We start from the raw sequence: 23,198 nt of genomic DNA on the forward strand, positions 1-23,198 counted from the left end.
GCCGCCGCCGAATCGCCCGGCCGTACGGGCGCGCCGCCGCCCGGGGGGCGCGGCTACTCGACGAACAGCCCCCGTGCCGCCGCCCGCGCGTCGAACTCCTCCAGCCGGGCCTGCGCCTCGGGCAGCCCGTCACACATGGCCTCCAGCAGCACCCGCCCCAGCAGCATCGGCGCACACACGGTGTCGAAGGCGAGCCCGGTGCCCACGGCGCCCGGGATGAGCAGGTCGCTGTGGGCGGCCACCGGCGCGAAGGCCGAGTCGGCGACGGTGACGACGGTCAGCCCCTGCTCCCGGGCGTACGCCAGCGCATCGACGCCCTCGCGGGGGTGGCGCGGCAGCGCGAAACACAGCAGGGCGCTCGCGCCCGCCCGCCGGGCCGCGTCGATCCGGTCGTGCAGCATGCTGCCGCCCTCGTCGAGCACCCGCACGTCCGGATGGACCTTGGCGGCGAAGTAGCCGAACCCCCGGGCCTGCGAGGACGCGGCCCGCAGACCGAGGACCAGCAGGGGCCTCGACGCGGCGAGCAGCCGGCCCGCCCGCTCGACCGGCGCGGGGTCGGCGAGCAGTTCGGACAGCTGACGGAGATTGTCGATCTCGGCGAGGACGGCCTGCTGGTACTCGTTGACGTGCTCCTCCGCCGTGTCGGGCCCGTCCGCCCCGGAGGGCGTGACGGCCCTCAGGTGTCTGCGCAGGGCGGGGTATCCGTCGAAGCCGAGTGCCACGGCGAAGCGGGTGACGGACGGCTGGCTGACCCCGGCCAGCTCGGCCAGTTCCACACTCGAGAGGAACGGGGCGTCGGCGGCCCGCCGGACCATGGAGTGCGCGATCCGCCGCTGGGTGGGTGTGAGCCGCTGCCCCTCGAAGAGCCGCTGCAACCGCGCAGCCGGGCTGCTCCCGCTCATGCTGTCCCCTTCGGAGTTCGGCCGTGCCGTCCGGCACCGGGGAATCCATTCAGCCAGCAAGCGCTCTGCATGTCCATATACAGGACCCCGGCGGGGGGCGGGTGCCCCTCGCATTGCGGGACGGCCCCCGACTGCGGACCCTGGGACCATGATCCCAGCGAACACGACGGGTCCCGGCGGCATCATCGTCCGCTACGGCGACACCGATGCCGCGCACGTGCTGAGCGTCTACGCCGACCTGCGCTGCCCGTTCTGCAAACGGATGGAGCTCGGTCTCGGGGCCGTCATGGAGCGGGCCGCCGACGAGGGCGCCTTCGCGATCGACCACCACTTCGGCACCTTCCTCGACGACTCCGCGGGCGGCAGCGGGTCCCTGGAGGCGCTGGCCGCCCTGGGCGCCGCGGTGGACGAGGGACAGAAGCCGTTCATGCAGTACCTGCGGGCGCTGTACGCCGATCAGCCCAGTGAGGACGTGGACGCCTTCGCCGACCGGGACTTCCTGCTGCGGCTGTCCGGCGAGGTCGAGGCGCTGCACACCGACGCCTTCCGCCAGAAGGTCATGGAGCGCACGTACCTGCCCTGGGCGGCGCAGGTGTCGGCGGCCTTCGAGGCGAGCGGGGTCAGCTCCACCCCCACGGTACTGATCGACGGGGCGCCGGTGGCCGTCATCAACTCCCTGGGATACGCGGTGACCCCCGAGACGTTCCTCGCCGAGGTGACACCCCGCTGAGGCGGGGCCGGCCGGCCCTCACGGCACGGCCCCCGGGGCCTCAGAACACGACACGCGCCGCCATGAGCACCGGCCGCGCGCCGGGGTCGCCCTCCACCTCCAGGGTGCCGCGCACGCGCCGCCCCGACAGGTGCCGGGCGAGGTCGACGGCGTCGGCACGGACGACCGCCGCCGGGGCCCCGCTGCCCAGCAGGTGGCTGCCTCCCGCGGGCCCGTGGAGATCGAGCTCCGCGGCGGGTCCGGTCCAGGTCAGGGCCAGGTCGAGGACCACCTGGTCCATGACCTCCCGGTCGTGCGCACCCAGCACCGGGTCCGCCCCGGTGGCATCGCCGAGGTCGATCCGGTGCATCCAGGTGTCCCGGACCATGAGGACGCCGTAGAGGTACTCCACCGAGTCCTCGGGCAGCGCCTTCGCCTCCGGGTACAGCAGACTCGGCCGGACCCTGCGGCGCAGGGCCGCGGGCAGGCGGCGCATGGCGATGATGGCCTGGGGGGCGTAGCGGGCGAGCGCGCCGATGAGTTCGCGCCCCGGGACGGCCTGCCGGTCCTCGATCTGGATCTCGTTGTGCCCGTCGAGCGGGCCGAGGCCGGGGTGGGTCCGCCGGGCCCTGCGGATCCGCCGCAACGCCACCCACGGGCGCGGAATCTCCTCGTACTGGCCGACGGTGTGCGCGAGCATGTCCCGCACCGTCCAGCCCGCGCACGGACTGGGCCGCCGCCAGTCCTCGTCGGACACCTCACGGTACGTCGACAGCGTCGCCCGGAGCTCCGCCTCGTTGACCTCGCGGGCCCGGGCTCCCGACGTGCGCCGGATCGCGCGGGTGACCGGTGCGGTGACGGACATGGCACGCCTCCCAGGTCCCCGCACCCACGCTACGCCGACGGCGGGCGGCCCGCCTCGTGCCGGAGCCGGAACAGGGGGGCTAACCCCACTGACCGGGGCGGGCCGGCTTCGTACGGTAGGCGTATGGAAGCCCGTGATCCCGAGCTGAGACGAGAGCTCGACGCGACCCTGCACGCCCGTGGCGAGTTGGGGCAGGAGTACGAGCCCGCACTCGTCGACTCCTTCCTCGGGAAGGTCGAGCAGCGGCTCGACGAGACGATCGACCGGCGGGTGCGGCGGCACCTCGCCGAGCAGCGGACGTCGGTGGCCCGGGGCGGGCTCCCGTCCGCCCGCCCGGACGGGACCTTCGGCGAGCGGTTCGGCTTCGGGGTCGTCTCGCTGGTGCTGGCCGTCCCGCTGTCCGCGATCGGCGTCGTGAACGCGGGGATGGGCGGCCTCGTGGTGGCCTGGCTGGGGATCGTCGGGGTCAACGCCGTCCACGCCGCCCGCACGTGGCCGTGGTTCCGGGGCGAGCGGCGGGCCGCGTCGGACTGGGACGACTGAGCGGCCGAGCCGGGCGGGACGGAGCACGTATGCCCGCCGGTGTCCGCGCGGGGGTATGTCGCGGGGACCGCCGCACCCCCGGTTGCCCGGAGGGCGGGACGACGGCGGTCCCCGCGAGGGACGCGGTCCCGGGTCAGGGCCGGGTGGCGCGTCCTGGCGACGGTGGAGGTCCGGGAGCCGCTCCGTAGTCCGTGTCGCCGTATGCGGTGCCGGCGGGTCTCCCCGCCGACACCCATGACTCTGCCGGAGCCGTGTTAAGCCGGTGCTGCGCCGACGTGTCGCGCTCGTACCGATTCCGCGAACCCGGAGAACCCGGCGTTACGGCTTCGGGGCCGCGTCCTTCGCGAGGAAGGCCAGCACGTCCTGCCGGCTCACCACGCCCTTCGGCTTGCCCTCGACGAGGACGATCGCCGCATCCGCACCGTCCGTACCGCTGAGCACGGCCATCAGGTCCTCGACCGGCTCGCCGGAGCCGACCTGGGGCAGCGGGGCCGACATGTGCCTCTCCAGCGCGTCGGACAGCGTCGCCCGCTGGGTGAACAGGGCGTCCAGCAGCTGCCGCTCCACCACGGAGCCGATGACCTCGGCGGCCATCACGTCCGGGTGACCCGCGCCGGGCTTCACGATCGGCATCTGGGAGACGCCGTACTCCCGGAGCACGTCGATGGCCTCGCCGACCGTCTCCTCCGGGTGCATGTGGACGAGCGAGGGGAGCGGCCCCTCCTTGAAGTCGAGCACGGCGCCGACCCGGGCCGACGGGCCCGCGTCCTCCAGGAACCCGTAGTCGGCCATCCACTCGTCGTTGAAGATCTTGCTCATGTAACCGCGTCCGCTGTCCGGGAGCAGCACGACCACGACGTCGTCGGGACCGAGGCGCGAGGCCACCTCCAGCGCCGCGACGACGGCCATGCCGCAGGAACCGCCGACGAGGAGGCCCTCCTCCTTGGCGAGGCGGCGCGTCATCTGGAACGAGTCCTTGTCCGAGACGGCGACGATCTCGTCGGTGACCGTGCGGTCGTAGGCGCTCGGCCAGAAGTCCTCGCCGACACCCTCCACGAGGTACGGGCGCCCGGAGCCGCCGGAGTAGACCGAGCCCTCCGGGTCGGCGCCGACGACCCGCACACGGCCGTCGCTGATCTCCTTGAGGTAGCGGCCCGTGCCGGAGATCGTGCCGCCGGTGCCGACGCCCGCGACGAAGTGGGTGATCCGCCCCTCCGTCTGCTCCCAGAGCTCGGGACCCGTGGTCTCGTAGTGCGAGCGCGGGTTGTTCGGGTTGGAGTACTGGTCGGGCTTCCACGCCCCCGGCGTCTCACGGACCAGCCGGTCGGACACGTTGTAGTACGAGTCCGGGTGCTCCGGGTCGACGGCGGTGGGGCAGACGACGACCTCGGCACCGTACGCGCGCAGCACGTTGATCTTGTCGGTGGACACCTTGTCCGGGCAGACGAAGATGCACTTGTAGCCCTTCTGCTGGGCGACGATCGCGAGGCCCACACCGGTGTTGCCACTGGTGGGCTCGACGATCGTGCCGCCGGGCTTCAGCTCACCGCTCTGCTCGGCGGCCTCGATCATGCGCAGCGCGATGCGGTCCTTCACCGACCCGCCGGGGTTGAAGTACTCGACCTTGGCCAGGACCGTCGCCTGAATGCCTGCCGTCACATTGCGCAGCCTGACCAGCGGGGTGTTGCCGACAAGACTGATCATCGAATCGTGGAATTGCACCGTGTACTCCGGGATCTCCGAGATGGTCAAGCAAGACTATGCGTACGTGCGGGACATTGGACCAGGCGATTGGGCCGGGCCCCCTACGGGGCAGTTAGTCCTGTGTACGGCTGTGCGGCATGGAGGAGGTGGACCGGACTGTGTCAAGAGCGAGGGTGGCACGGCGGATCGCGGCGGGTGCGGCCTACGGCGGCGGGAGCGTCGGGCTGATCGGTGCGGCGACGGTGGGTCTGGTGCTGGCGGAGGTCCAACTGGCGAAACGGCGGGTGGGCGGCGGGATCGCGCCCGTCCCGCCGAGCGCGGACGGGCGGTACGGGGTGGCGTTCGCGGGCCCCACCGATCCGCTGCGGTTCGTCATGCTCGGCGACTCGACGGCGGCCGGGCAGGGGGTGCGCAGAGCGGGCCAGACACCCGGCGCGCTCCTCGCGTCGGGACTCGCCGCGGTGGCCGAACGGCCGGTCGACCTGCGGAACGCCGCCCTACCGGGTGCGCGGTCGGACGACCTGGAGCGTCAGGTGTCGCTCGTGCTCGCGGATCCGTCCGGTGTACCGGACGTGTGCGCGATCATGATCGGCGCGAACGACGTGACCCACCGGATGCCGGCGACGCAGTCGGTGCGCTTCCTGAGCATCGCGGTGCGCAGACTGCGCACCGCGGGCGCGGAAGTGGTCGTCGGGACCTGCCCCGACCTGGGCACCATCGAGCCGGTCTACCAGCCGCTGCGCTGGCTGGCCCGGCGGGTCAGCCGGCAGCTCGCGGCGGCCCAGACGATCGGCGCGGTGGAACAGGGCGGCCGGACGGTCTCGCTGGGCGACCTGCTCGGTCCCGAGTTCGAGGCGAACCCGCGGGAACTCTTCGGTCCCGACAACTACCACCCCTCCGCCGAGGGCTACGCGACCGCGGCGATGGCGATGCTGCCCACCCTGTGCGCGGCGCTGGGCCTGTGGCCCGAGTCCGACCACCTCGACGGCTCGCGCCGGGAGGGCATGCTGCCGGTGGCGAAGGCGGCGTCGAGGGCGGCCCGGGAGGCCGGTACCGAGGTGACGGGGGCACGCGCGCCCTGGGCCCTGCTCAAGCACCGCCGGCGCCGGCGCCTTCCCGCCCACACCGAACCGGTGCGGCACGAGGGCACGGGCAAAGGGCCGGACGCCCTGGGGAAATGGATGCCCGGACACGGCTCCGGTGCCACATGGCGCCGGGCCTGAACCCTCGGCCCTGAGCGAGCGGTACGGGTGCCGGTGCCGCGACCCGTGGCACCGGCACCGTCCACCGGCCGGTTTCGGGGCCGTGCCGCCACCGGCCGACGGGGTCACAGGACACCGGCCGGCCGGGGCACCGGCACCAGCCGACCGGGGTACCGGCACCGGGCGGCCGGGAACATTGCGGGCGACTGAGCGGTTGCTTAGAAAAGAGGCCCGCATCACATCGCCTGTCGGGTGACCTCAGCTGTACGTCCGGGTAACTTCCAAGGCAGCCCAGCCTTTCCTGCCTTCCAGCCCTCATGGAGCCGCGTGATGCCCGAAGCCGTGATCGTCTCTGCTGCCCGTTCACCCATCGGCCGGGCCTTCAAGGGGTCCCTGAAGGATCTGCGCGCGGACGACCTGACCGCGACCATCATCCAGACCGCGCTGGCCAAGGTCCCGGAGCTGGACCCGAAGGACATCGACGACCTGATGCTCGGCTGCGGCCTCCCCGGCGGCGAGCAGGGCAACAACCTGGGCCGCATCATCGCCGTGCAGATGGGGATGGACCACCTCCCCGGATGTACGGTCACCCGCTACTGCTCCTCCTCGCTGCAGACGAGCCGCATGGCGCTGCACGCCATCAAGGCCGGCGAGGGCGACGTCTTCATCTCCGCCGGCGTCGAGATGGTGTCCCGCTTCGTGAAGGGCAACTCCGACAGCCTCCCGGACACGCACAACCCGCTGTTCGCCGACGCCGAGGCCCGCACCGCGGCCCGCGCCGAGGAGTCCGGGGCGAGCTGGACCGATCCGCGCGAGGAGGGCCTGGTCCCGGACGCGTACATCTCGATGGGGCAGACCGCCGAGAACCTGGCCAGGACCAAGGGCGTCACCCGTCAGGACATGGACGAGTTCGGCGTGCGCTCGCAGAACCTCGCCGAGGAAGCCATCAAGAACGGCTTCTGGGAGCGCGAGATCACCCCCGTGACCACGCCGGACGGCACGGTCGTCTCCAAGGACGACGGCCCGCGCGCCGGGGTCACCCTGGAGGGCGTGCAGGGCCTCAAGCCGGTGTTCCGTCCCGACGGACTCGTCACCGCGGGGAACTGCTGCCCCCTCAACGACGGCGCCGCCGCCCTGGTGATCATGTCCGACACCAAGGCGCGCGAGCTGGGTCTGACCCCGCTGGCCCGCATCGTCTCGACCGGCGTCTCGGGCCTGTCCCCCGAGATCATGGGCTACGGCCCCGTCGAGGCCAGCAAGCAGGCGCTCAAGCGGGCCGGCCTGACGATCGACGACATCGACCTGGCCGAGATCAACGAGGCCTTCGCCGCCCAGGTCATCCCGTCCTACCGGGACCTCGGCCTGCCGCTGGACAAGGTCAACGTCAACGGCGGCGCGATCGCCGTGGGCCACCCCTTCGGCATGACGGGCGCCAGGATCACGGGCACGCTGATCAACAGCCTGCAGTTCCACGACAAGCAGTTCGGCCTGGAGACGATGTGCGTGGGCGGCGGCCAGGGCATGGCCATGGTCATCGAGCGGCTGAGCTGAGCCGTAGCGGAGGGCAGGGGCGCCCGAGGTACGAGGGCGGCACCTGCCCGCAGCGCAGGCGAAGCCCAGCGCGACCACGGACACCCAGCGGCTGAGCTGAGCCGTAGCGGAGGGCAGGGCCGCCCGAGGTACGAGGGCGGCACCTGCCCGCAGCGCAGGCGAAGCCCAGCGCGACCACGGACACCCAGCGGCTGAGCTGAGCCGTAGCGGAGGGCAGGGCCGCCCCGGCGTCGACGCCGGGGCGGCCCTTTCGCGGGCACCGCTTGCCGCGTGGGGGCCCGTCCGAATCGGCGCGAGCCCCGATCGTGACCGAATCTCCCCCAGGATGTGATCTGCGTCCCGGGGGAGAACCGTTTACCCAGGTCACACCAGCCCCAGGCCTAAACATCGGGCCCAAAGACCTGTCCATTTCGTGACGTAATGCACTGACAGCAGGCACAGGTGCAGGACAAGCTGATGTAGGAAGTCGGGGGTGTCGATTGAATCCGGGAGTATGTCAGTGAGCGCCATGCCGTTTGCCCTGTTGCTGACCACCGCCGCTGCCACGGCCGTCGGCGCCGCCGCTCTGCACGCTGCTCACGGGCTGCGCAAGCAGGTGACGGCCCTGCGCACCGAGCTCGCGGAGGGGCGGGCACTCCACGCCTCCCTGCCCGGGCAGCAGGACCGCAGCAGCAGCACCCCCGCCGAGGAGATACGCACCGCCGTCGCGGAGGCGCTCGCCGAGGAGCGCGAGCGCGAGCTCGCCGAGGCCCGTGCCTTCTGGGCCGCGCAGGAGGCCCGTGACGCGGCCGACGCCCCGTCCCTGCTGGGCGGGCTCGGCGACGACATCCCGTTCTTCATGCCCCGGCAGACCGACTTCGTGGGCCTGGAGGCGATGGACCTCGACGCCGACGACGCCATGGACGAGCTGGCCGGACTGGCCGGCCTCACCGATCTGCCCGGGACCGCCGGTGTCGCCGAGTACGCGGAGTTCGCCGAGGACTCCCCCGAACTGGCCGCGGCCCGTCGCCGCCATCCCTCGCACCCGGACTTCGTCCCCGTGCAGACACCCGTCGTCACCGATCATGAGCGTACCGTGAACCGCCTGGAGCGGCTGGCCGATACCGGCACCGAGCTCACCGACGTGCGGCCCGGCCCCCTCGGGACCCTCGACGTGTACGTCTTCGCCGACGGCACCACGCTGTGCATGACCCCCGGCCACCGGGAGACCGCGGAACGGCTCGCCGACTCGCTGCGCTCCGGCGAGCAGCCGGTGCTGCTGGGCGGTTCCGGTGTGTCCGGCGCCTACGCGCTGACCTTCTCGTGCGGCGAGGAGAACGTCTACATCCTGGCCGACCGCGTCATCGCCTCGTTCTAGCGGGGCACGGGTGGGAACGCCCGCGCCGATGCCTCCTCGACACGGCTCACGGCCTCGTCCAGCTCCTGGGACGGGGCCGTTTCCAGTGCCACCGCCAGGTCCCGGCCGGCGACCGCGAGCTGGTCCCCCACGGTGAATATCCCCGCGTCGGGCATGACCCGGGCCTCACGGTCCGGCGCCTCGGTGCGCTGCGCCCACGCGGACAGTTCCCTGGCCGTGGCCAGGGCTTCGGCGGCCACACCCTGCTGCAGCCGGCTCTGCGGAGTGCTCCGCAGGCGGTCGGCGAAGCGGTCCACGGCGGTGATCAGAGGAGTCGTATCGAGCACGCCGTGACCCTACGCGCCCCCACCGGATGGTTGCCAACACGGCGTCGCTCGGGCACGGTGTCGGGCAAGGACCAGCTACGCGCACTGCGTCGGAGGCGCCGATGTCCCAAGTCTTCTCCGAAGAGACCCACCGCAACCTGCTCTCCCGGATCCCTCACTGCACCGGTCGTGACATCGCCGACTGGCTCCGCACCGTCGAAGAAGGCCCCTCCCTCGTCCGGTTCGAGGAGAAGGTCAGCTGGCTGCGGAGCGAACACGACCTCACCTACGGCCACGCCAAGGCGATCATCCATGAGTACGACCTGAGACGAGCGGCCAGGAACCTCCGCTGAGGCCCCGCCGCTCGCCCGTGACGGCGGACGGCCCGCAGGCATGTCGCCTGCGGGCCGTCCGTCGTCGTGCGTCTGCGGGTCAGTCGTTCCCGTTGAGGATGGAGAGCAGGCGCAGCATCTCCAGGTAGATCCACACCAGGGTCAGCGTGAGCCCGAAGGCCGCCAGCCAGGACTCCTCGCGCGGTGCGCCGTAGGCGATGCCGTCCTCGACCTGCTTGAAGTCGAGGGCCAGGAAGCACGCGCCGAGGATGATGCCGACGACCCCGAAGAGGATGCCGAGACCGCCGCTGCGGAAGCCCAGGCCGTCACCGCCGCCGAAGACGGTGAACAGCAGGTTGATCACCATGAGGAACAGGAAGCCCATGGCCGCGGCCATGACGAAGCCGTAGAAGCGGCGGGTGACGCGGATCCAGCGCATCTTGTAGGCGATCAGGACGCCGGCGAAGACACACATGGTGCCGATCACCGCCTGGATCACCGTGCCGGGGCTGATGTAGGTGCTGACCGTGCTGGAGATCACTCCGAGGAAGACACCCTCGAAGGCCGCGTAGGCCAGGATCAGCGCCGGGGACGCCTTGCGCTTGAAGGACTGGATGATCGCGAAGACGAACGCCACCAGGGCGGCGCCGATCGCGATGCCGTACGACTTGCCGAGGTTGGCCTCGTCGACGGGCAGCAGGGCCCAGGAGAGCGCGGCGGTGAGCACCACGGTGCCCAGCGTCATCGCGGTTCGCGTGACGACGTCGTCGATCGTCATCACGCCGGGGGCCGGCGGCGCCTGCGGCGTGCCGTGCTGGGTGTCCTGCTGGGCGTAGGGGTTCGTGGCGTACGGGTTGGCGGCCGTGCCCTGCGCGTACGGGTTGGCACCCGCTGCGGGGGCCCCGGCCTGCGGTGCCGCGTTGAAGCCCGCGTAACCGTTGTCGCGGCTGAAGCCCCGTCGCGAGAAGACCGGGTTGCTGCTCCTCATCTCACTCCTCCATGGCCACCCTGCGTGGCCTTGCCACAAGAGTAATGGGTAGGCAAAACAAAGGCCCTAGTGCCAGAGGAGGATCTTTCGGGAAAGTTTAGAAGTGAAGTGTCGCGCGGTCACCCGGGTCCCACCGGCGATGCCGTGGTGCCCGGAGCCGGACTCGAACCGGCACGCCCCCGAGGAGGCAGCGAGGTTTAAGCTCGCCGTGTCTGCATTCCACCACCCGGGCGTGGGCGCGCGGCTCCGCGTTGGCACAAGACCCTATCCGGGGGTGTCCCTCGAACAGCGGAACATCCGCTCGATGTTGTCTTATTTTATTGATCTTTTGAGGGTCCGTCAGACACCGCTCACCGCATCAGCACACGCCTGGACCGGGCGAGCGGTACGAACCCCGCCAAACGGGAATGACGGAAACTCGCCGCACCCGTACGGCCCACGCGCCACGGGCGCGCGCCACCGTTCGCCAGGGCTCGCCACCTCACCTCCGCGGGAGGTCGCCCGGATACCTCACGACCGGCGGCCACCGCGGCTGTTCCGGGCTCCCCGGCATCGCACCAGGCTGCGGAGAACAGCCCTCCCGCCCCGGCGGCGGAGCGAGCGGGCCCGTCGCCCCAGACCGCCGGGCCGGCCGGCGGGCGGACGACAGGCAGGACGGGAAGCAGGCGCCGCGCACGCGTCCCAAGGCGGTAGCCGACGCGCACCTCGTCACCCTGGGTGACCGGATCGGCCGGGCGGACGGGGCGGGAACAGGCCCGTCCGGGCACGCCGGGCCCCTCCTCGCACCGCACCGGCGGACCGCTCCTCCCCCGCCGGGAGGGCGACGCCGGTCAGGGTCCGTCTCCTACCTCAGGAGTACGCCGCCGGGCGGTGGATGCGACTCAAGAGGGCCCCGGGAACGGGCACGGGGACTGACGACCCGGCCCGGTCCGGCGGTGAGGATAGGGGGGTCCCCCGCGAACAAGCCGTCCCGAACATGGAGTACCCCTGTGACCACCACCAGCGTTCACCGCACCACCGCGGTCGCCGCCCGCGCCACGGAGCTGTCGAAGGTCTACGGCGAGGGTGAGACCCAGGTGATCGCCCTGGACCGGGTGACCGTGGACTTCCCGCAGGGCGAGTTCACGGCGATCATGGGCCCCTCCGGTTCCGGTAAGTCCACGCTGATGCACTGCGTGGCCGGCCTCGACAGCTTCAGCAGCGGATCCGTGCGGATCGGCGAGACCGAGCTCGGCACCCTGAAGGACAAGCAGCTCACCCAGCTGCGCCGGGACAAGATCGGCTTCATCTTCCAGGCGTTCAACCTGCTGCCCACGCTGACCGCGCTGGAGAACATCACCCTCCCGATGGACATCGCGGGCCGTAAGCCCGACGCGGCCTGGCTGCAGAAGGTCATCGACATGGTCGGCCTCTCCGACCGGCTCAAGCACCGCCCCACGGAGCTCTCCGGCGGTCAGCAGCAGCGCGTCGCGGTCGCCCGCGCCCTGGCCTCCCAGCCCGAGATCATCTTCGGCGACGAACCGACCGGCAACCTCGACTCCCGCTCCGGCGCCGAGGTGCTCGGCTTCCTGCGCAACTCGGTGCGCGAACTCGGCCAGACCGTCGTGATGGTGACCCACGACCCGGTCGCCGCCTCCTACGCGGACCGCGTGGTGTTCCTCGCGGACGGCGCCGTCGTCGACCAGATGCTGAAGCCCACGGCCGACGGCGTCCTCGACCGGATGAAGGCGTTCGACGCGAAGGGCCGGACCAGCTGAGCCGGGCGGCGCCGCGTCACGGCCGCCGCTCCCCCCGCCCCGACTCCCTTCCGGCACCCATCCCAGGACACCCAGACATGTTCCGAACCGCCCTGCGCAACGTGCTCGCGCACAAGGCCAGGCTGCTGATGACCGTGCTCGCCGTCATGCTCGGCGTAGCGTTCGTCTCCGGCACCCTCGTCTTCACCGACACCCTCGGCAACGCCTTCCGCAACCAGTCGGCCAAGAGTTACGACGACGTCGCCGTCGCGGTCTCCACCTATGCCGACGGCGACGACGACACCCCCGGCATCGACGACGCCACCCTGGAGAAGATCCGGGCGCTGGACGGCGTCGCCTCCGCGACCGGGCGGGTCTCCGGCTTCGCCGGCGTCGCCGACCCCGACGGCAAGCTCATCGGCAACGGCTGGTCCAACACCGGCGCCAACTTCTCCCCCGGCAAGGGCGGCAAGGACGGCGCGTACACCTTCACCGACGGCACGGGCCCGCTGAAGAGCGGCCAGGTCGCCCTCGACCAGGAGACCGCGGACAAGGGCGAGTACCGCGTCGGCGACCCCGTGCGGGTGGCCACGAACGGTCCGGTGAAGCAGTACACCCTCTCCGGTGTCTTCACGACCGAGGACGGCGCGGTCAACGCGGGCGGCAGCCTGGTTCTGTTCGACACGGCGACCGCCCAGACGCTCTACCTCAAGCCCGGGGTCTTCAAGGACGCCACCGTGACCGCCACCGCGGGCAGCTCCGACAGGGCGATCCTGGACGCGATCGAGCCGCTGCTCCCCAAGGACGCGACCGCGCAGACCGGCAAGGCCCTCGCCGACGAGCAGGCCGAGCAGATCGAGAGCGGGCTGTCCGGCCTGAACGCCATGCTCCTGGCCTTCGCGGGCATCGCGCTGTTCGTCGGCGTGTTCCTCATCGCCAACACCTTCACCATGCTGGTCGCCCAGCGGACCCGTGAACTCGCCCTGATGCGTGCCATCGGCGCCTCGCGCCGTCAGATCAAGCGCTCGGTCCTGATCGAGGCGGCCGTCGTGGGCACGCTGGCCTCCGTCATCGGATTCGTCCTCGGCATCGGTCTCGCCACCGGGCTGCGCTCCGCGACGAGCCTCATCGGCGGCAAGATCCCGGCGGGTCCGCTCATCATCTCGCCCGTGGCGGTCGGTGCCGCCTTCGGCGTCGGCATCCTGATCACCGTGCTGGCGGCCTGGCTGCCCGCCCGCCGGGCCGCGAAGATCGCCCCGGTCGCGGCGATGAGCAGCGTGCACGCCGTCGCCACCACCAAGTCCCTGATCGTGCGGAACTCGATCGGCGCGGTCATCGCCCTGATCGGCGCGGCAGGGATCGTCGGCGGCGCCGCGACCGGCGGCGAGGACGGCCGCTACCTCGTCGCGGCCGGCGCCTTCCTCGCCCTCATCGGCATCATCGTGCTGATCCCGCTCCTGTCCCGCCCGGCCGTCGCCGCGGTACGCCCCCTGCTGAGGAAGCTGTTCGGGGTGTCCGGGAAGCTGGCCGCGCAGAACGCGGTCCGCAACCCCCGCCGTACCGGCGCCACCGCCTCCGCGCTCGCCATCGGCCTGACCCTGGTCACCGGCATCTCGGTGCTCGGCGTGACGCTCGGCCAGGCGATCGACAAGATGACGACGGATAACATCAGGGCCGACTACATGGTCTCGATGGCCAGTGGCGACTCGCTCGACGAGTCGGCGCTCACCGCCCTGTCGAAGGCCGACGGCGTCACCGCCCTGTCACCTCAGCAGTCGGTGTACTTCCAGATCGACGGGGAGTTCCACTCCGCCTCCGGCGTCACCCCGGGCGACGTGGAGAAGGTCTTCTCGCTGAAGACGGTGTCCGGCTCGCTCAGCTCGCTGAAGGACGGCGAGGTCGCGGTCGGCTCAAAGACCGCGAAGTCGAACGGGTGGAAGACCGGGGACACCCTGCCGGTGACCTTCGACGACGAGAAGAAGGCCACGGTCAAGGTCGGCGCCCTCTACGAGGAGAACGAGTTCCTCTCGCCCTTCGTGGTCCCGAAGGCGTTCGCCGACGCGCACAGCTCCACGTCCCGCCCCGACATCCGCGAGATCTGGATCAAGACGGACGGCGGCGCGAGCAAGGCCAACGAGCAGGCCGTCGTGAACGCGCTCGGGGACAACCCGGCGATGAGCGTCATGGACCAGCAGGACATCCGCGACACCTTCGGCGGCTTCGTGAACACCGCCCTGAACATCATGTACGGGCTGCTCGCCATGGCCCTCCTCATCGCGGTGCTCGGCGTCGTCAACACCCTCGCGATGTCGGTCTTCGAGCGGCAGCAGGAGATCGGGATGCTCCGCGCCATCGGCCTGGACCGTGGGCGCGTGAAGCGGATGATCCGCCTGGAGGCCGTCGTCATCTCGGTCTTCGGCGCGGTGATCGGGGTCGGGCTCGGCGTCTTCCTCGGCTGGGCGATCGGCCGGACGCTGGCCGACCAGATCCCCGGCTACGCCCTGGTCGTCCCGTGGGACCGCATCGCGCTCTTCCTGGTGCTCGCCGGGCTGGTGGGTGTGCTGGCCTCGCTCTGGCCGGCCCGCAGCGGCGCGAAGCTCAACATGCTGACCGCGATCAAGACGGAGTAGGCGCGGAGCGAGGAGGGCCGGTACCCGCGGACGCGGGTACCGGCCCTCCTCGCGTTCCGGGTCAGCCGTTGGCGGACGCCGTCCAGTCGCGGGCCCGCAGCGGCATGGCGGACCCGCCGCCCTCCCGCGGTCGTACGGCGAGGATCTGGTTGACGCCGATCTTGTTGCGCTCGAAGGACAGCGCGGAGGCGGCCATGTAGAGCCGCCACACCCGGGCCCGACCGGGCGAGGTGGCCCGGACGGCCTCCTTCCAGTGCTTCTCCAGGTTGGCCACCCACTGACGCAGCGTCAGTGCGTAGTGCTCGCGGATCGCCTCGACGTCGCGGGCCTCGAAGCCGGCCTGCTCCAGTGTGTCGACCGTGCGGCCCACCGGGGCGAGTTCGCCGTCGGGGAAGACGTAGGCGTCGATGAACTCGTCGATGCGGTAGGCCGACTCGTCCTTCTCCGGGCGCCGGGCGATCTGGTGGTTCAGCAGCCGGCCGCCGGGCTTGAGAAGGGCGTAGAGGTCGTCGGCGTACTCCCGGAACCGCACGGAGCCCACGTGCTCGGCCATGCCGATCGAGGAGATCGCGTCGTACGGGCCGTCCCTGACGTCCCGGTAGTCCTGGACCCGGATCTCGATCAGGTCGGCGAGGCCCTCCTCCGCGATGCGCTTGCGGGCGAAGGCGGCCTGCTCGGTGGAGAGCGTCACGCCCGTGACCCGGGCGCCGTACTCGCGGGCGGCGTGGATGGCCATCGAGCCCCAGCCGCAGCCGACGTCGAGGAGCCGGTCGCCCTCCTTCAGGGCCAGCTTGCGGCAGACGAGGTCGAGCTTGTCGCGCTGGGCCTCCTCCAGCGGGACGCCGTCGCGCCAGTAGGCGCAGGAGTACACCATGGACGGGCCGAGGACCAGCGCGTAGAAGTCGTTGCCCACGTCGTAGTGGTGGCTGATCGCCTCCTTGTCGCGGCGCCTGGTGTGCAGCGCGCCGGCGCGGCGGCGGACCTCCTCGGCGGGCGGGGGCGGCGGCGGCCAGGGACCGGCCAGCTGGACGAGGCCCCGTGCGAAGGCCCGCACCCTGGCGTCCCGGACGGGGTGGACACCGTCCTTCGCGTCCGCGCCGCGCTCCCAGAGCAGTGAGGCCACGGCGCCCAGGACGGCGTACAGGTCACCGTCGACGTCGATCTCGCCGGCCACCCAGGCGCGGGCCAGACCCAGTTCGCCCGGCTTCCAGAGGAGCCTGCGCAGGGCGCGGCGGTGGCGCAGGACGAGTGCGGGCGCGCCCGGCGGCCCGGATTCGCTGCCGTCCCACGCCCGGATGCGGACGGGCAGGGGTTCACCCAGGAACTCTTCGGCGAGAGCGGTCAGCCGCGACGCGGCATCGGCCATGGCGCACACCTCCGTGGTGGTGTTTCCGACGTGCCTAAATTCGCATATACGCACCCGAACCGGGCCGCGACACCTCGGGGCCGCGGCGAGGTACACCGGCGTCAACGCCGCGCGGCCCTCACGCCATCCCTGCCCGGGGCAACGGAACGGCAAAATACCTGCACCCACCATCTACCTGGCGGGCGACCGGGCACGCCGAAGGGGCCGCCCGCACCACGGATGGCGGACGGCCCCTTCGGTTTCCCGCAGGCGTCAGGAGGCCTTGGCCTTCTCACCCTCGGACTTGTTCTTGTCGCCGTCGGCCTTGGCGGCCACGGGCGTCGGCTTGGCGGCCTCGTAGAACTCCTCGCGGGGAGTCTCCATGGCGCCGAGCGAGACGACCTCGCGCTTCAGGAACATCGCCAGCGTCCAGTCGGCGAAGATCCGGATCTTGCGGTTCCAGGTCGGCATGGCCATGCCGTGGTAGCCGCGGTGCATGTACCAGGCGAGACGGCCCTTGACCTTGATCTTCACCTTGCCCATGACGATCATCGCGACGCCCTTGTGCAGGCCCAGACCGGCGACCGCACCCTTGTTGGCGTGGCTGTACTCCTTCTGCGGGAAGCCCCGCATGCCGGAGATGACGTTGTCGCCGAGGACCTTCGCCTGACGCAGCGCGTGCTGGGCGTTCGGCGGGCACCAGGCGTTCGGGTTGCCGGCGCGGCGGCCGACCATGTCCGGCACCTGTGCGTTGTCGCCCGCGGCCCAGATGTAGTCGGTGCCCTGCACCTGGAGCTTCTCCGAGGTGTCCACGTGCCCACGCGGGCCGAGCGGCAGGCCGAAGCGGGCCAGCGCCGGGTTCGGCTTCACGCCGGCCGTCCACACGATCGTGCTGGAGTCGACCTCGAGGCCGTTCTTCAGGACGACGTGACCGTCGACGCAGGAGTCCATCGAGGTCGAGAGGTAGACCTCGACACCGCGGCTCTCCAGGTGCTCCTTGCCGTACGCGCCCAGCTTCGGGCCGACCTCGGGAAGGATCTTGTCCGCGGCGTCGACCAGGATGAAGCGCATGTCCTCGCGCTTCACGCTGGAGTAGTACTTCGCGGCGTCCCGGGCCATGTCCTCGACCTCGCCGATGGTCTCCGCGCCGGCGAAGCCGCCGCCCACGAAGACGAACGTCAGCGCCTTGCGGCGGACGTCCTCGTCGGTCGTCGAGTCGGCCTTGTCCAGCTGCTCGAGGACGTGGTTGCGCAGCCCGATGGACTCCTCGATGCCCTTCATGCCGATGCCCTGCTCGGCGAGGCCGGGGATCGGGAAGGTCCGGGAGACCGCGCCCATCGCGATGACCAGGTAGTCGAAGGGCAGCTCGTAGGCCTCGCCGACGAGCGGCGCGACCGTGGCGACCTTGCGGTCCTGATCGATGGTCGTGACTCGGCCGGTGAGGACCTCGGCCTTGGGCAGAACGCGTCGCAGCGGGACGACGACATGCCGAGGCGAGATGCTGCCGGCAGCAGCTTCGGGGAGGAAGGGCTGGTACGTCATGTACGAGCGAGGGTCGACGACCGTGACGGTCGCCTCTCCATACCGCATCTTCTTCAGAATGCGACGAGCTGCGTACAGGCCTACGTACCCACCGCCTACAACGAGGATCCTGGGACGCTCCGTGGTGCTCATGCCATCGAGTATCCACCCCCCTCGGGGGGCATGCTCGTGAGCCCCTTCACAAGGTATGCGCGACCCTCTGCTACACTGCGCCGCCCACGTGACCCAGGTCATGGTCCACCCGGGGAACCAGAGGGCGCGGGCGAACGTTGGGCACCGCTTGTGAGCTGGCCCTTGAGCCGTCGGACGCGGGCGGACACCCGCCCCGGACACACCCCGGCCACACCCTCGCAACACCCCCGTCCCGCGCGCACGGGGGCCTCGGCGGGGCCCGTACGGCCCCCTGGAGGAAGAACTTGGCCCAGTGGAGCCGAATTCCTTGTGAAGAAGTTCACGAACTTCGTCGTGGCGCTGCGGAAAAGGCCCCTCCGGACCGGGTCCGGAGGGGCCTTCAGGGCCTCAAAGGTGCAGGCGGGAATGCGTATGAGCAGCATCTCACCGCGCCTGCGGCGCTGCTGTGATCACGCGGCCGACCAGGCGATCCCGTCCAGGATGTCGTGTTCGCTGACGACGACCTCGGCGGCACCGCTGCGTTCCATCACCGCGAGCAGCGCGAGCGCGCCCGAGGCGATCACGTCGACCCGGCCGGGATGCATCGCGGGGATCGCCGCGCGCTCCTCGTGCGTCGAGGCGAGCAGCCGTTCCGTGATCTCCCGGACCTGCGCGGCCGACACCCGGGAGTGGTGGATGGCCTCGGAGTCGTACTCCTCCAGGCCGAGCGCGATCGCCGCGACCGTGGTCACCGTCCCCGCCAGGCCCACCAGCGTCGCCGCCGAGGCGATCGGCACCGTCTCCTCGACCAGGTCCAGGGCGGCGTCGAGATCGGCCCGGATCGCGGCGACCCGGTCCGGCGTGGGCGGGTCCACGACCGCCCCGTCCACGACGAGATGACGCTCGGTCATACGCACGCAGCCGATGTCCACGGACCGGGCCGCGCGGACCTCGTCGTCACCGACCACGAACTCCGTGGAGCCGCCGCCGATGTCCACCACGAGGTACGGCCTGTCCAGGTGGTCACTGCCCGTCAGTTCCTTCGTGGCGCCGTCGAAGGAGAGCTGCGCCTCCTGGTCACCGCTGATGACCTCGGGCTCGATGCCGAGGATGTCCAGGACGCCCCGGACGAACACGTCGCTGTTCTCCGCGTCGCGGGACGCGGACGTGGCGACGAAGCGGGTCCGCTCGGCACCGAGCTCCTTGATCACGGCCGCGTACTCGCGGCACGCGTCGAAGGTGCGCTCCAGGGCTTCGGGGGCCAGCCGCCCGGTGCGGTCGACACCCTGCCCGAGCCGGACGATCCGCATGCGCCGGTCTAGCTCGGTGAACCGCCCGGTGGACGGCTCCACGTCGGCGACGAGCAGGCGGATGGAGTTGGTACCGCAGTCGATGGCGGCAACGCGGGTCATGGGGCTCCTGTGGTTGGACGGGTACCGCGCGGGATCAGGACGCGTCGGTGTCGCCGCACGGCGTGACGCAGGGGCCCTTCGCCCACCACTCCGGCAGCATCGCGATCGCCTCGTCGCCCAGCGGGTTGACGCCGGGGCCGGCCGCCAGCGAGTGGCCGACCAGGACGTGCAGGCACTTCACGCGGTCGGGCATGCCGCCCGCGCTCGGGAAGCCCTCCAGGACCTCGATGGCGTCACGCCGGGCGAGGTAGTCCTCGTGGGCCGCGCGGTAGGCGGCGGCCAGCTCGGGGTCCTCCGCCAGGCGCGCGGTCATCTCCTTCATGACCCCGTTGGCCTCCAGCGTGCCGATCGCGGAAGCCGCACGCGGGCACGACAGGTAGTACGTCGTCGGGAACGGCGTGCCGTCCTCCAGACGGGGCTGGGTCTCGACCACGTCCGGATTGCCGCAGGGGCAGCGGTGCGCGATGGCGCGCAGCCCGCGCGGCGGGCGGCCGAGCTGGAGCTCGAACGCGGCGATGTCCGCGGCGGTGGGCGTGGTGGATTCGGTCTGCGGAGGGGGCGTGTCCATGCCTGCCTTGAATGTCATCGGTCGGTCTGTATGTGTCGGCGCGGGAGCGGGGCACGGTGCGTGCCCCCGGTCCAGGGCCGCCGCGGGGGCGGGGTCATTCGCGGTCGGCGCTGTCGACGCCGTCCCAGAGGTTGGTGTGCCAGGGCCGCCCGGTGGCCCCCGGATCGCCGCGGCGCACCTCGGCCGCGTCGGGGTCGATCACCGTGAAGGCGGTCTCCCCCGGCATCACGTAGTGGAGGTGCTCCCGGGCCAGACGGCGGATGTACGCGTCGTCCTTGAGCCGCGCCTTCTCGTCGCGCAGTTCCTCGGTCCGCTCGCGCGCCTGCCTCGACAGCCTCTCCTGGTCGGCGATCTGGTCGCGCTGGGAGATGTACTGCCGCATCGGGTACGCCAGCGCCACCACCAGGGAGCAGACGATCAGCGCCAGGAACGCCGCCCGCCCGGTGAGCCTGGAGCGGCGGGCCTGGCGGCGGTTCTGGGACCGGTAGACACGGGCCGCCGTCTGCTCACCGAGCAGCCGCAGCCTGGTCGCGGTGGAGAACCGGTCGCGGTCCTTCCCGGCCATGTCTCACGCCTCCCGTTACGCACGTCCGTCCCCGCACACGGTACGGGACCGGATGCGGGGACGGACGGAGGCTGGTGCTCCGGACTCGGGCCGTCAGCCCTCGAAGCGGAACCGCGGGAACGCCGAACGGCCCGCGTACACCGCGGCGTCGTCGAGGATCTCCTCGATGCGCAGCAGCTGGTTGTACTTGGCGACGCGGTCCGAGCGGGCCGGGGCGCCGGTCTTGATCTGGCCGCAGTTCACCGCGACCGCGAGGTCGGCGATGGTGACGTCCTCGGTCTCACCGGAGCGGTGGGACATCATGCACTTGAAGCCGTTGCGCTGCGCGAGCTCGACGGCGTCCAGGGTCTCGGTCAGCGAACCGATCTGGTTGACCTTGACGAGCAGGGCGTTGGCCGAGCCCTCCTCGATGCCGCGGGCGAGGCGCTCCGGGTTGGTCACGAACAGGTCGTCGCCGACGATCTGCACCTTGGAGCCCAGCTTGTCGGTGATGACCTTCCAGCCGGCCCAGTCGTCCTCGTACAGCGGGTCCTCGATGGAGACCAGCGGGTACGCGGAGACGAGCTCCTCGTAGTACTCGGTCATCTCGGCGGCCGAGCGGGACTTGCCCTCGAACTCGTAGACGCCGTCCTTGTAGAACTCGGACGCGGCGACGTCGAGCGCGAGCGCGATGTCGCGGCCCGGGACGTAACCGGCCTCCTTGACGGCCTCGAGGATGAGGTCGAGGGCGGCGCGGTTGGACTCGAGGTTGGGAGCGAAGCCGCCCTCGTCACCGAGACCGGTGGAGAGGCCCTTGGTCTTCAGGACCTTCTTCAGCGTGTGGTAGATCTCCGCGCCCCAGCGAAGGGCCTCGGAGAAGGACTCGGCGCCGATCGGCGCGATCATGAACTCCTGGATGTCCACGTTGGAGTCGGCGTGCGAGCCGCCGTTCAGGATGTTCATCATCGGAACGGGCAGCAGGTGCGCGTTCGGGCCGCCGAGGTAGCGGAACAGCGGGAGGTCGGAGGCCTCGGACGCGGCGTGCGCCACGGCCAGCGAGACGCCGAGGATCGCGTTGGCGCCGAGGGAGCCCTTGTTCTCGGTGGCGTCCAGGTCGAACATCGCCTGGTCGATGAGGCGCTGCTCGGTGGCGTCGTAACCGACGAGCTCCGGGCCGATCTGCTCGATCACGGCGAGGACGGCCTTCTCGACGCCCTTGCCCTGGTAGCGGTTGGGGTCGCCGTCGCGAAGCTCAATGGCCTCGAACGCACCGGTGGAGGCGCCGGACGGAACAGCAGCACGTCCCGTGCTGCCGTCGTCGAGGCCAACCTCGACCTCGACCGTGGGGTTGCCCCGGGAGTCGAGGATTTCCCTGGCTACGACGACGTCGATGGACGGCACGAGGCATCTCCTTCTGGGATATGACACTGGATGTGCAGGGTCACTGTGGCCTTGCGCCACGAGCCTAACCGGCTCGGCCCGCTCCGTCGGCCGTCCGCCCGTCCCCTGGGACGAAAAAGGACCCAAGGACCTGCATTACGGGCAAATCTCCAGATATTTACTGGCTAGTAACTACAACAGTTGAACGCGCGCCCCCGCAGGAGTCCTCCACGGGGCCCCGCCCGGGAGCCCTCCGGGATCCCCTGAGCACGGCCCCGGCCCGGCACACAGGGGGGTGGGCGCGCCGGGCCGGGCCGTCGGGGCGGAGGAGGACCCCGTACCGCTCGTGACTACTTCAGGTGGAGCTGCTGCCCCGGGAAGATCAGGTCGGCCTTCTGGACGATGTCGTCGTTCAGCTTGAACAGCTTCTGCCAGCCGCCCTTGACCTTCTTCGCCTCGGCGATCTTGCTGAGGGTGTCGCCGGCCTTCACCTTGTACTCGCCGTCCCCCTTCTCGACCTTCTGGCCGGTCGGGGTGGTGACGGTCTCGCGCTTCTCGCTGCGCGAGGCGGGCTGCTCGGCCTTGCGCTCCGGCTGCGCCTTCGTCTCGGCCTTCGGCGCGGAGCCGGTGTCCACACCCGGGTCGACACCGTCGTTCGTCAGGCCGCCGGCACCGGCGCAGGCCCAGGCGCCCGGGCCCTGCAGGTCGAGGAGCTTCTCGGCGGCGGCGATCTGCTGGCCCTTGGTGGCCAGGTCGGCGCGGGCCGCGTACTGCGTACCGCCGGCGGCCGCCCAGCTGGAGGCCGAGAACTGCAGGCCGCCGTAGTAGCCGTTGCCGGTGTTGATGGACCAGTTGCCACCGGACTCGCACTGGGCGACGGCGTCCCAGGTCTCGACGGAGGCCGCGGAAGCACCGGTCGCGCCCATCAGCGGGACGGCGACGGCCGCACCGGTGACGCCAGCCAGGGTGGCTATGCGGACGGCCTTGGACGGGCGGCGGTGCTTGCCCTTGCTGGAAAGCAGCATGGTTCTCCTCACCGATGCCTACGAGGTGAGCTGTCGGGTTCGGGCCTGTGAGTTGCCCGGCCGACCGCACTCGCGGACGACTTCACCCCCAGCCGGTCCTCAGCCGTCCTCGGACGGCCGGGTCCCGGCACTTACCTGGGTCCCCCGCTCCTGCCTACGGCGCTTTACGCGTCGTTCCCCCCGACCGACGGCAGGATTCGGCGTGACGGTCGAAGGTGCCCGCGGTGCGAGCGGCTCCGACCGTAATCACACACAACCCCTACATTCAAAAATGGGCATAACGGTCAATCAGCGCCTTAGCGAGCAGCGCGGCCGGCCGTTCACGCAGGTCGGAGCGGATATGGACAGACCGGGCGTACATGACACCCCAGTTGAAGCAAAGAGACCCATGTCTCACTTACGCATAAGTGGACATAGGCCTCTGAACTACCCCTGATTTCGGGGTGT

Annotated in this window: 20 protein-coding genes, 1 tRNA gene and 1 riboswitch; of the genes, 8 read left to right on the top strand and 13 right to left on the bottom strand. The window is 71.1% G+C overall.

From position 1 onward, the window contains the following. Positions 1-53: 53 nt before the first annotated feature. Positions 54-902, bottom strand: a complete 849-nt coding sequence (locus OHT61_RS13050; RefSeq protein ID WP_329038006.1) for a MurR/RpiR family transcriptional regulator — start codon at positions 900-902, stop codon at positions 54-56. A gap of 148 nt (positions 903-1,050) precedes the next feature. On the opposite strand from OHT61_RS13050, the gene OHT61_RS13055 reads away from it, so the two are divergent. Next, on the top strand, positions 1,051-1,632 hold the full coding sequence (locus OHT61_RS13055; protein ID WP_329038009.1) for a thioredoxin domain-containing protein: 582 nt from the start codon (positions 1,051-1,053) through the stop codon (positions 1,630-1,632). Between the two features lie 40 nt (positions 1,633-1,672). On the opposite strand, the gene OHT61_RS13060 is transcribed toward OHT61_RS13055, so the two are convergent. After that, a complete protein-coding gene (locus OHT61_RS13060; protein ID WP_329038010.1) occupies positions 1,673-2,476 on the bottom strand; it encodes a maleylpyruvate isomerase family mycothiol-dependent enzyme in 804 nt (267 codons plus the stop codon). A 123-nt stretch (positions 2,477-2,599) separates the two neighbouring features. Between OHT61_RS13060 and OHT61_RS13065 the strand changes: the two genes are divergently transcribed. Further along, positions 2,600-3,019, top strand: a complete 420-nt coding sequence (locus OHT61_RS13065) for a hypothetical protein (protein WP_329038012.1) — start codon at positions 2,600-2,602, stop codon at positions 3,017-3,019. A gap of 318 nt (positions 3,020-3,337) precedes the next feature. Here the strand turns inward: OHT61_RS13065 and OHT61_RS13070 are convergent, their stop codons facing one another. After that, positions 3,338-4,741, bottom strand: coding sequence for a cystathionine beta-synthase (locus OHT61_RS13070; RefSeq protein ID WP_329043234.1), 1,404 nt, complete (start codon positions 4,739-4,741; stop codon positions 3,338-3,340). Positions 4,742-4,896: 155 nt separating this feature from the next. Between OHT61_RS13070 and OHT61_RS13075 the strand changes: the two genes are divergently transcribed. From OHT61_RS13075 to OHT61_RS13085, 3 genes are all read left to right on the top strand, one after another. Further along, complete coding sequence (locus OHT61_RS13075; protein ID WP_329043235.1) at positions 4,897-5,946, top strand: SGNH/GDSL hydrolase family protein; 1,050 nt, start codon at positions 4,897-4,899, stop codon at positions 5,944-5,946. 309 nt (positions 5,947-6,255) lie between these two features. Next, the gene (locus tag OHT61_RS13080; protein ID WP_329038014.1) at positions 6,256-7,476 is read left to right on the top strand and encodes an acetyl-CoA C-acetyltransferase; all 1,221 of its coding nucleotides are present in this window, start codon (positions 6,256-6,258) and stop codon (positions 7,474-7,476) included. 508 nt (positions 7,477-7,984) lie between these two features. Beyond that, entirely contained in the window at positions 7,985-8,833 is an 849-nt protein-coding gene (locus OHT61_RS13085) for a hypothetical protein (protein ID WP_329038016.1), read from the top strand. On the opposite strand, the gene OHT61_RS13090 is transcribed toward OHT61_RS13085, so the two are convergent. After that, complete coding sequence (locus OHT61_RS13090) at positions 8,830-9,159, bottom strand: hypothetical protein (protein WP_329038018.1); 330 nt, start codon at positions 9,157-9,159, stop codon at positions 8,830-8,832. The genes OHT61_RS13085 and OHT61_RS13090 overlap by 4 nt on opposite strands. Before the next feature lie 101 nt (positions 9,160-9,260). On the opposite strand from OHT61_RS13090, the gene OHT61_RS13095 reads away from it, so the two are divergent. Further along, a complete protein-coding gene (locus OHT61_RS13095) occupies positions 9,261-9,491 on the top strand; it encodes a DUF4287 domain-containing protein (protein WP_329038020.1) in 231 nt (76 codons plus the stop codon). Positions 9,492-9,570: 79 nt separating this feature from the next. On the opposite strand, the gene OHT61_RS13100 is transcribed toward OHT61_RS13095, so the two are convergent. Beyond that, the gene (locus OHT61_RS13100; protein WP_329038022.1) at positions 9,571-10,458 is read right to left on the bottom strand and encodes a Bax inhibitor-1/YccA family protein; all 888 of its coding nucleotides are present in this window, start codon (positions 10,456-10,458) and stop codon (positions 9,571-9,573) included. Between the two features lie 145 nt (positions 10,459-10,603). After that, positions 10,604-10,690, bottom strand: a tRNA-Leu gene (locus tag OHT61_RS13105). A 757-nt stretch (positions 10,691-11,447) separates the two neighbouring features. On the opposite strand from OHT61_RS13105, the gene OHT61_RS13110 reads away from it, so the two are divergent. Continuing rightward, on the top strand, positions 11,448-12,215 hold the full coding sequence (locus OHT61_RS13110; RefSeq protein ID WP_329038024.1) for an ABC transporter ATP-binding protein: 768 nt from the start codon (positions 11,448-11,450) through the stop codon (positions 12,213-12,215). Between the two features lie 77 nt (positions 12,216-12,292). After that, on the top strand, positions 12,293-14,824 hold the full coding sequence (locus OHT61_RS13115) for an ABC transporter permease (protein ID WP_329038026.1): 2,532 nt from the start codon (positions 12,293-12,295) through the stop codon (positions 14,822-14,824). A 61-nt stretch (positions 14,825-14,885) separates the two neighbouring features. Here OHT61_RS13115 and OHT61_RS13120 read toward each other — a convergent pair whose 3' ends face one another. The 7 genes from OHT61_RS13120 to OHT61_RS13150 form a co-directional block, all read right to left on the bottom strand. Continuing rightward, positions 14,886-16,190: a cyclopropane-fatty-acyl-phospholipid synthase family protein gene (locus OHT61_RS13120; protein WP_329038028.1), complete on the bottom strand. Its 1,305-nt coding sequence runs from the start codon at positions 16,188-16,190 to the stop codon at positions 14,886-14,888. Positions 16,191-16,442: 252 nt separating this feature from the next. Then, a complete protein-coding gene (locus tag OHT61_RS13125) occupies positions 16,443-17,843 on the bottom strand; it encodes an NAD(P)/FAD-dependent oxidoreductase (protein WP_329038029.1) in 1,401 nt (466 codons plus the stop codon). A gap of 449 nt (positions 17,844-18,292) precedes the next feature. Further along, positions 18,293-19,234, bottom strand: coding sequence for a Ppx/GppA phosphatase family protein (locus OHT61_RS13130; RefSeq protein WP_329038031.1), 942 nt, complete (start codon positions 19,232-19,234; stop codon positions 18,293-18,295). 34 nt (positions 19,235-19,268) lie between these two features. Beyond that, complete coding sequence (locus tag OHT61_RS13135; RefSeq protein ID WP_329043236.1) at positions 19,269-19,802, bottom strand: DUF501 domain-containing protein; 534 nt, start codon at positions 19,800-19,802, stop codon at positions 19,269-19,271. 94 nt (positions 19,803-19,896) lie between these two features. Continuing rightward, positions 19,897-20,367: an FtsB family cell division protein gene (locus OHT61_RS13140; RefSeq protein ID WP_329038034.1), complete on the bottom strand. Its 471-nt coding sequence runs from the start codon at positions 20,365-20,367 to the stop codon at positions 19,897-19,899. 93 nt (positions 20,368-20,460) lie between these two features. Beyond that, positions 20,461-21,747 carry a phosphopyruvate hydratase gene (gene eno, locus OHT61_RS13145; protein ID WP_014155837.1) on the bottom strand — a complete coding sequence of 429 codons (1,287 nt, stop codon included), beginning with the start codon at positions 21,745-21,747 and terminating at the stop codon, positions 20,461-20,463. Positions 21,748-22,076: 329 nt separating this feature from the next. Further along, on the bottom strand, positions 22,077-22,751 hold the full coding sequence (locus OHT61_RS13150) for a transglycosylase family protein (protein WP_329038040.1): 675 nt from the start codon (positions 22,749-22,751) through the stop codon (positions 22,077-22,079). Next, positions 22,752-22,923: riboswitch (cyclic di-AMP (ydaO/yuaA leader) on the bottom strand. Positions 22,924-23,198: the final 275 nt, after the last annotated feature.

Source organism: Streptomyces sp. NBC_00178, from assembly GCF_036206005.1.
Lineage (GTDB): Bacteria > Actinomycetota > Actinomycetes > Streptomycetales > Streptomycetaceae > Streptomyces.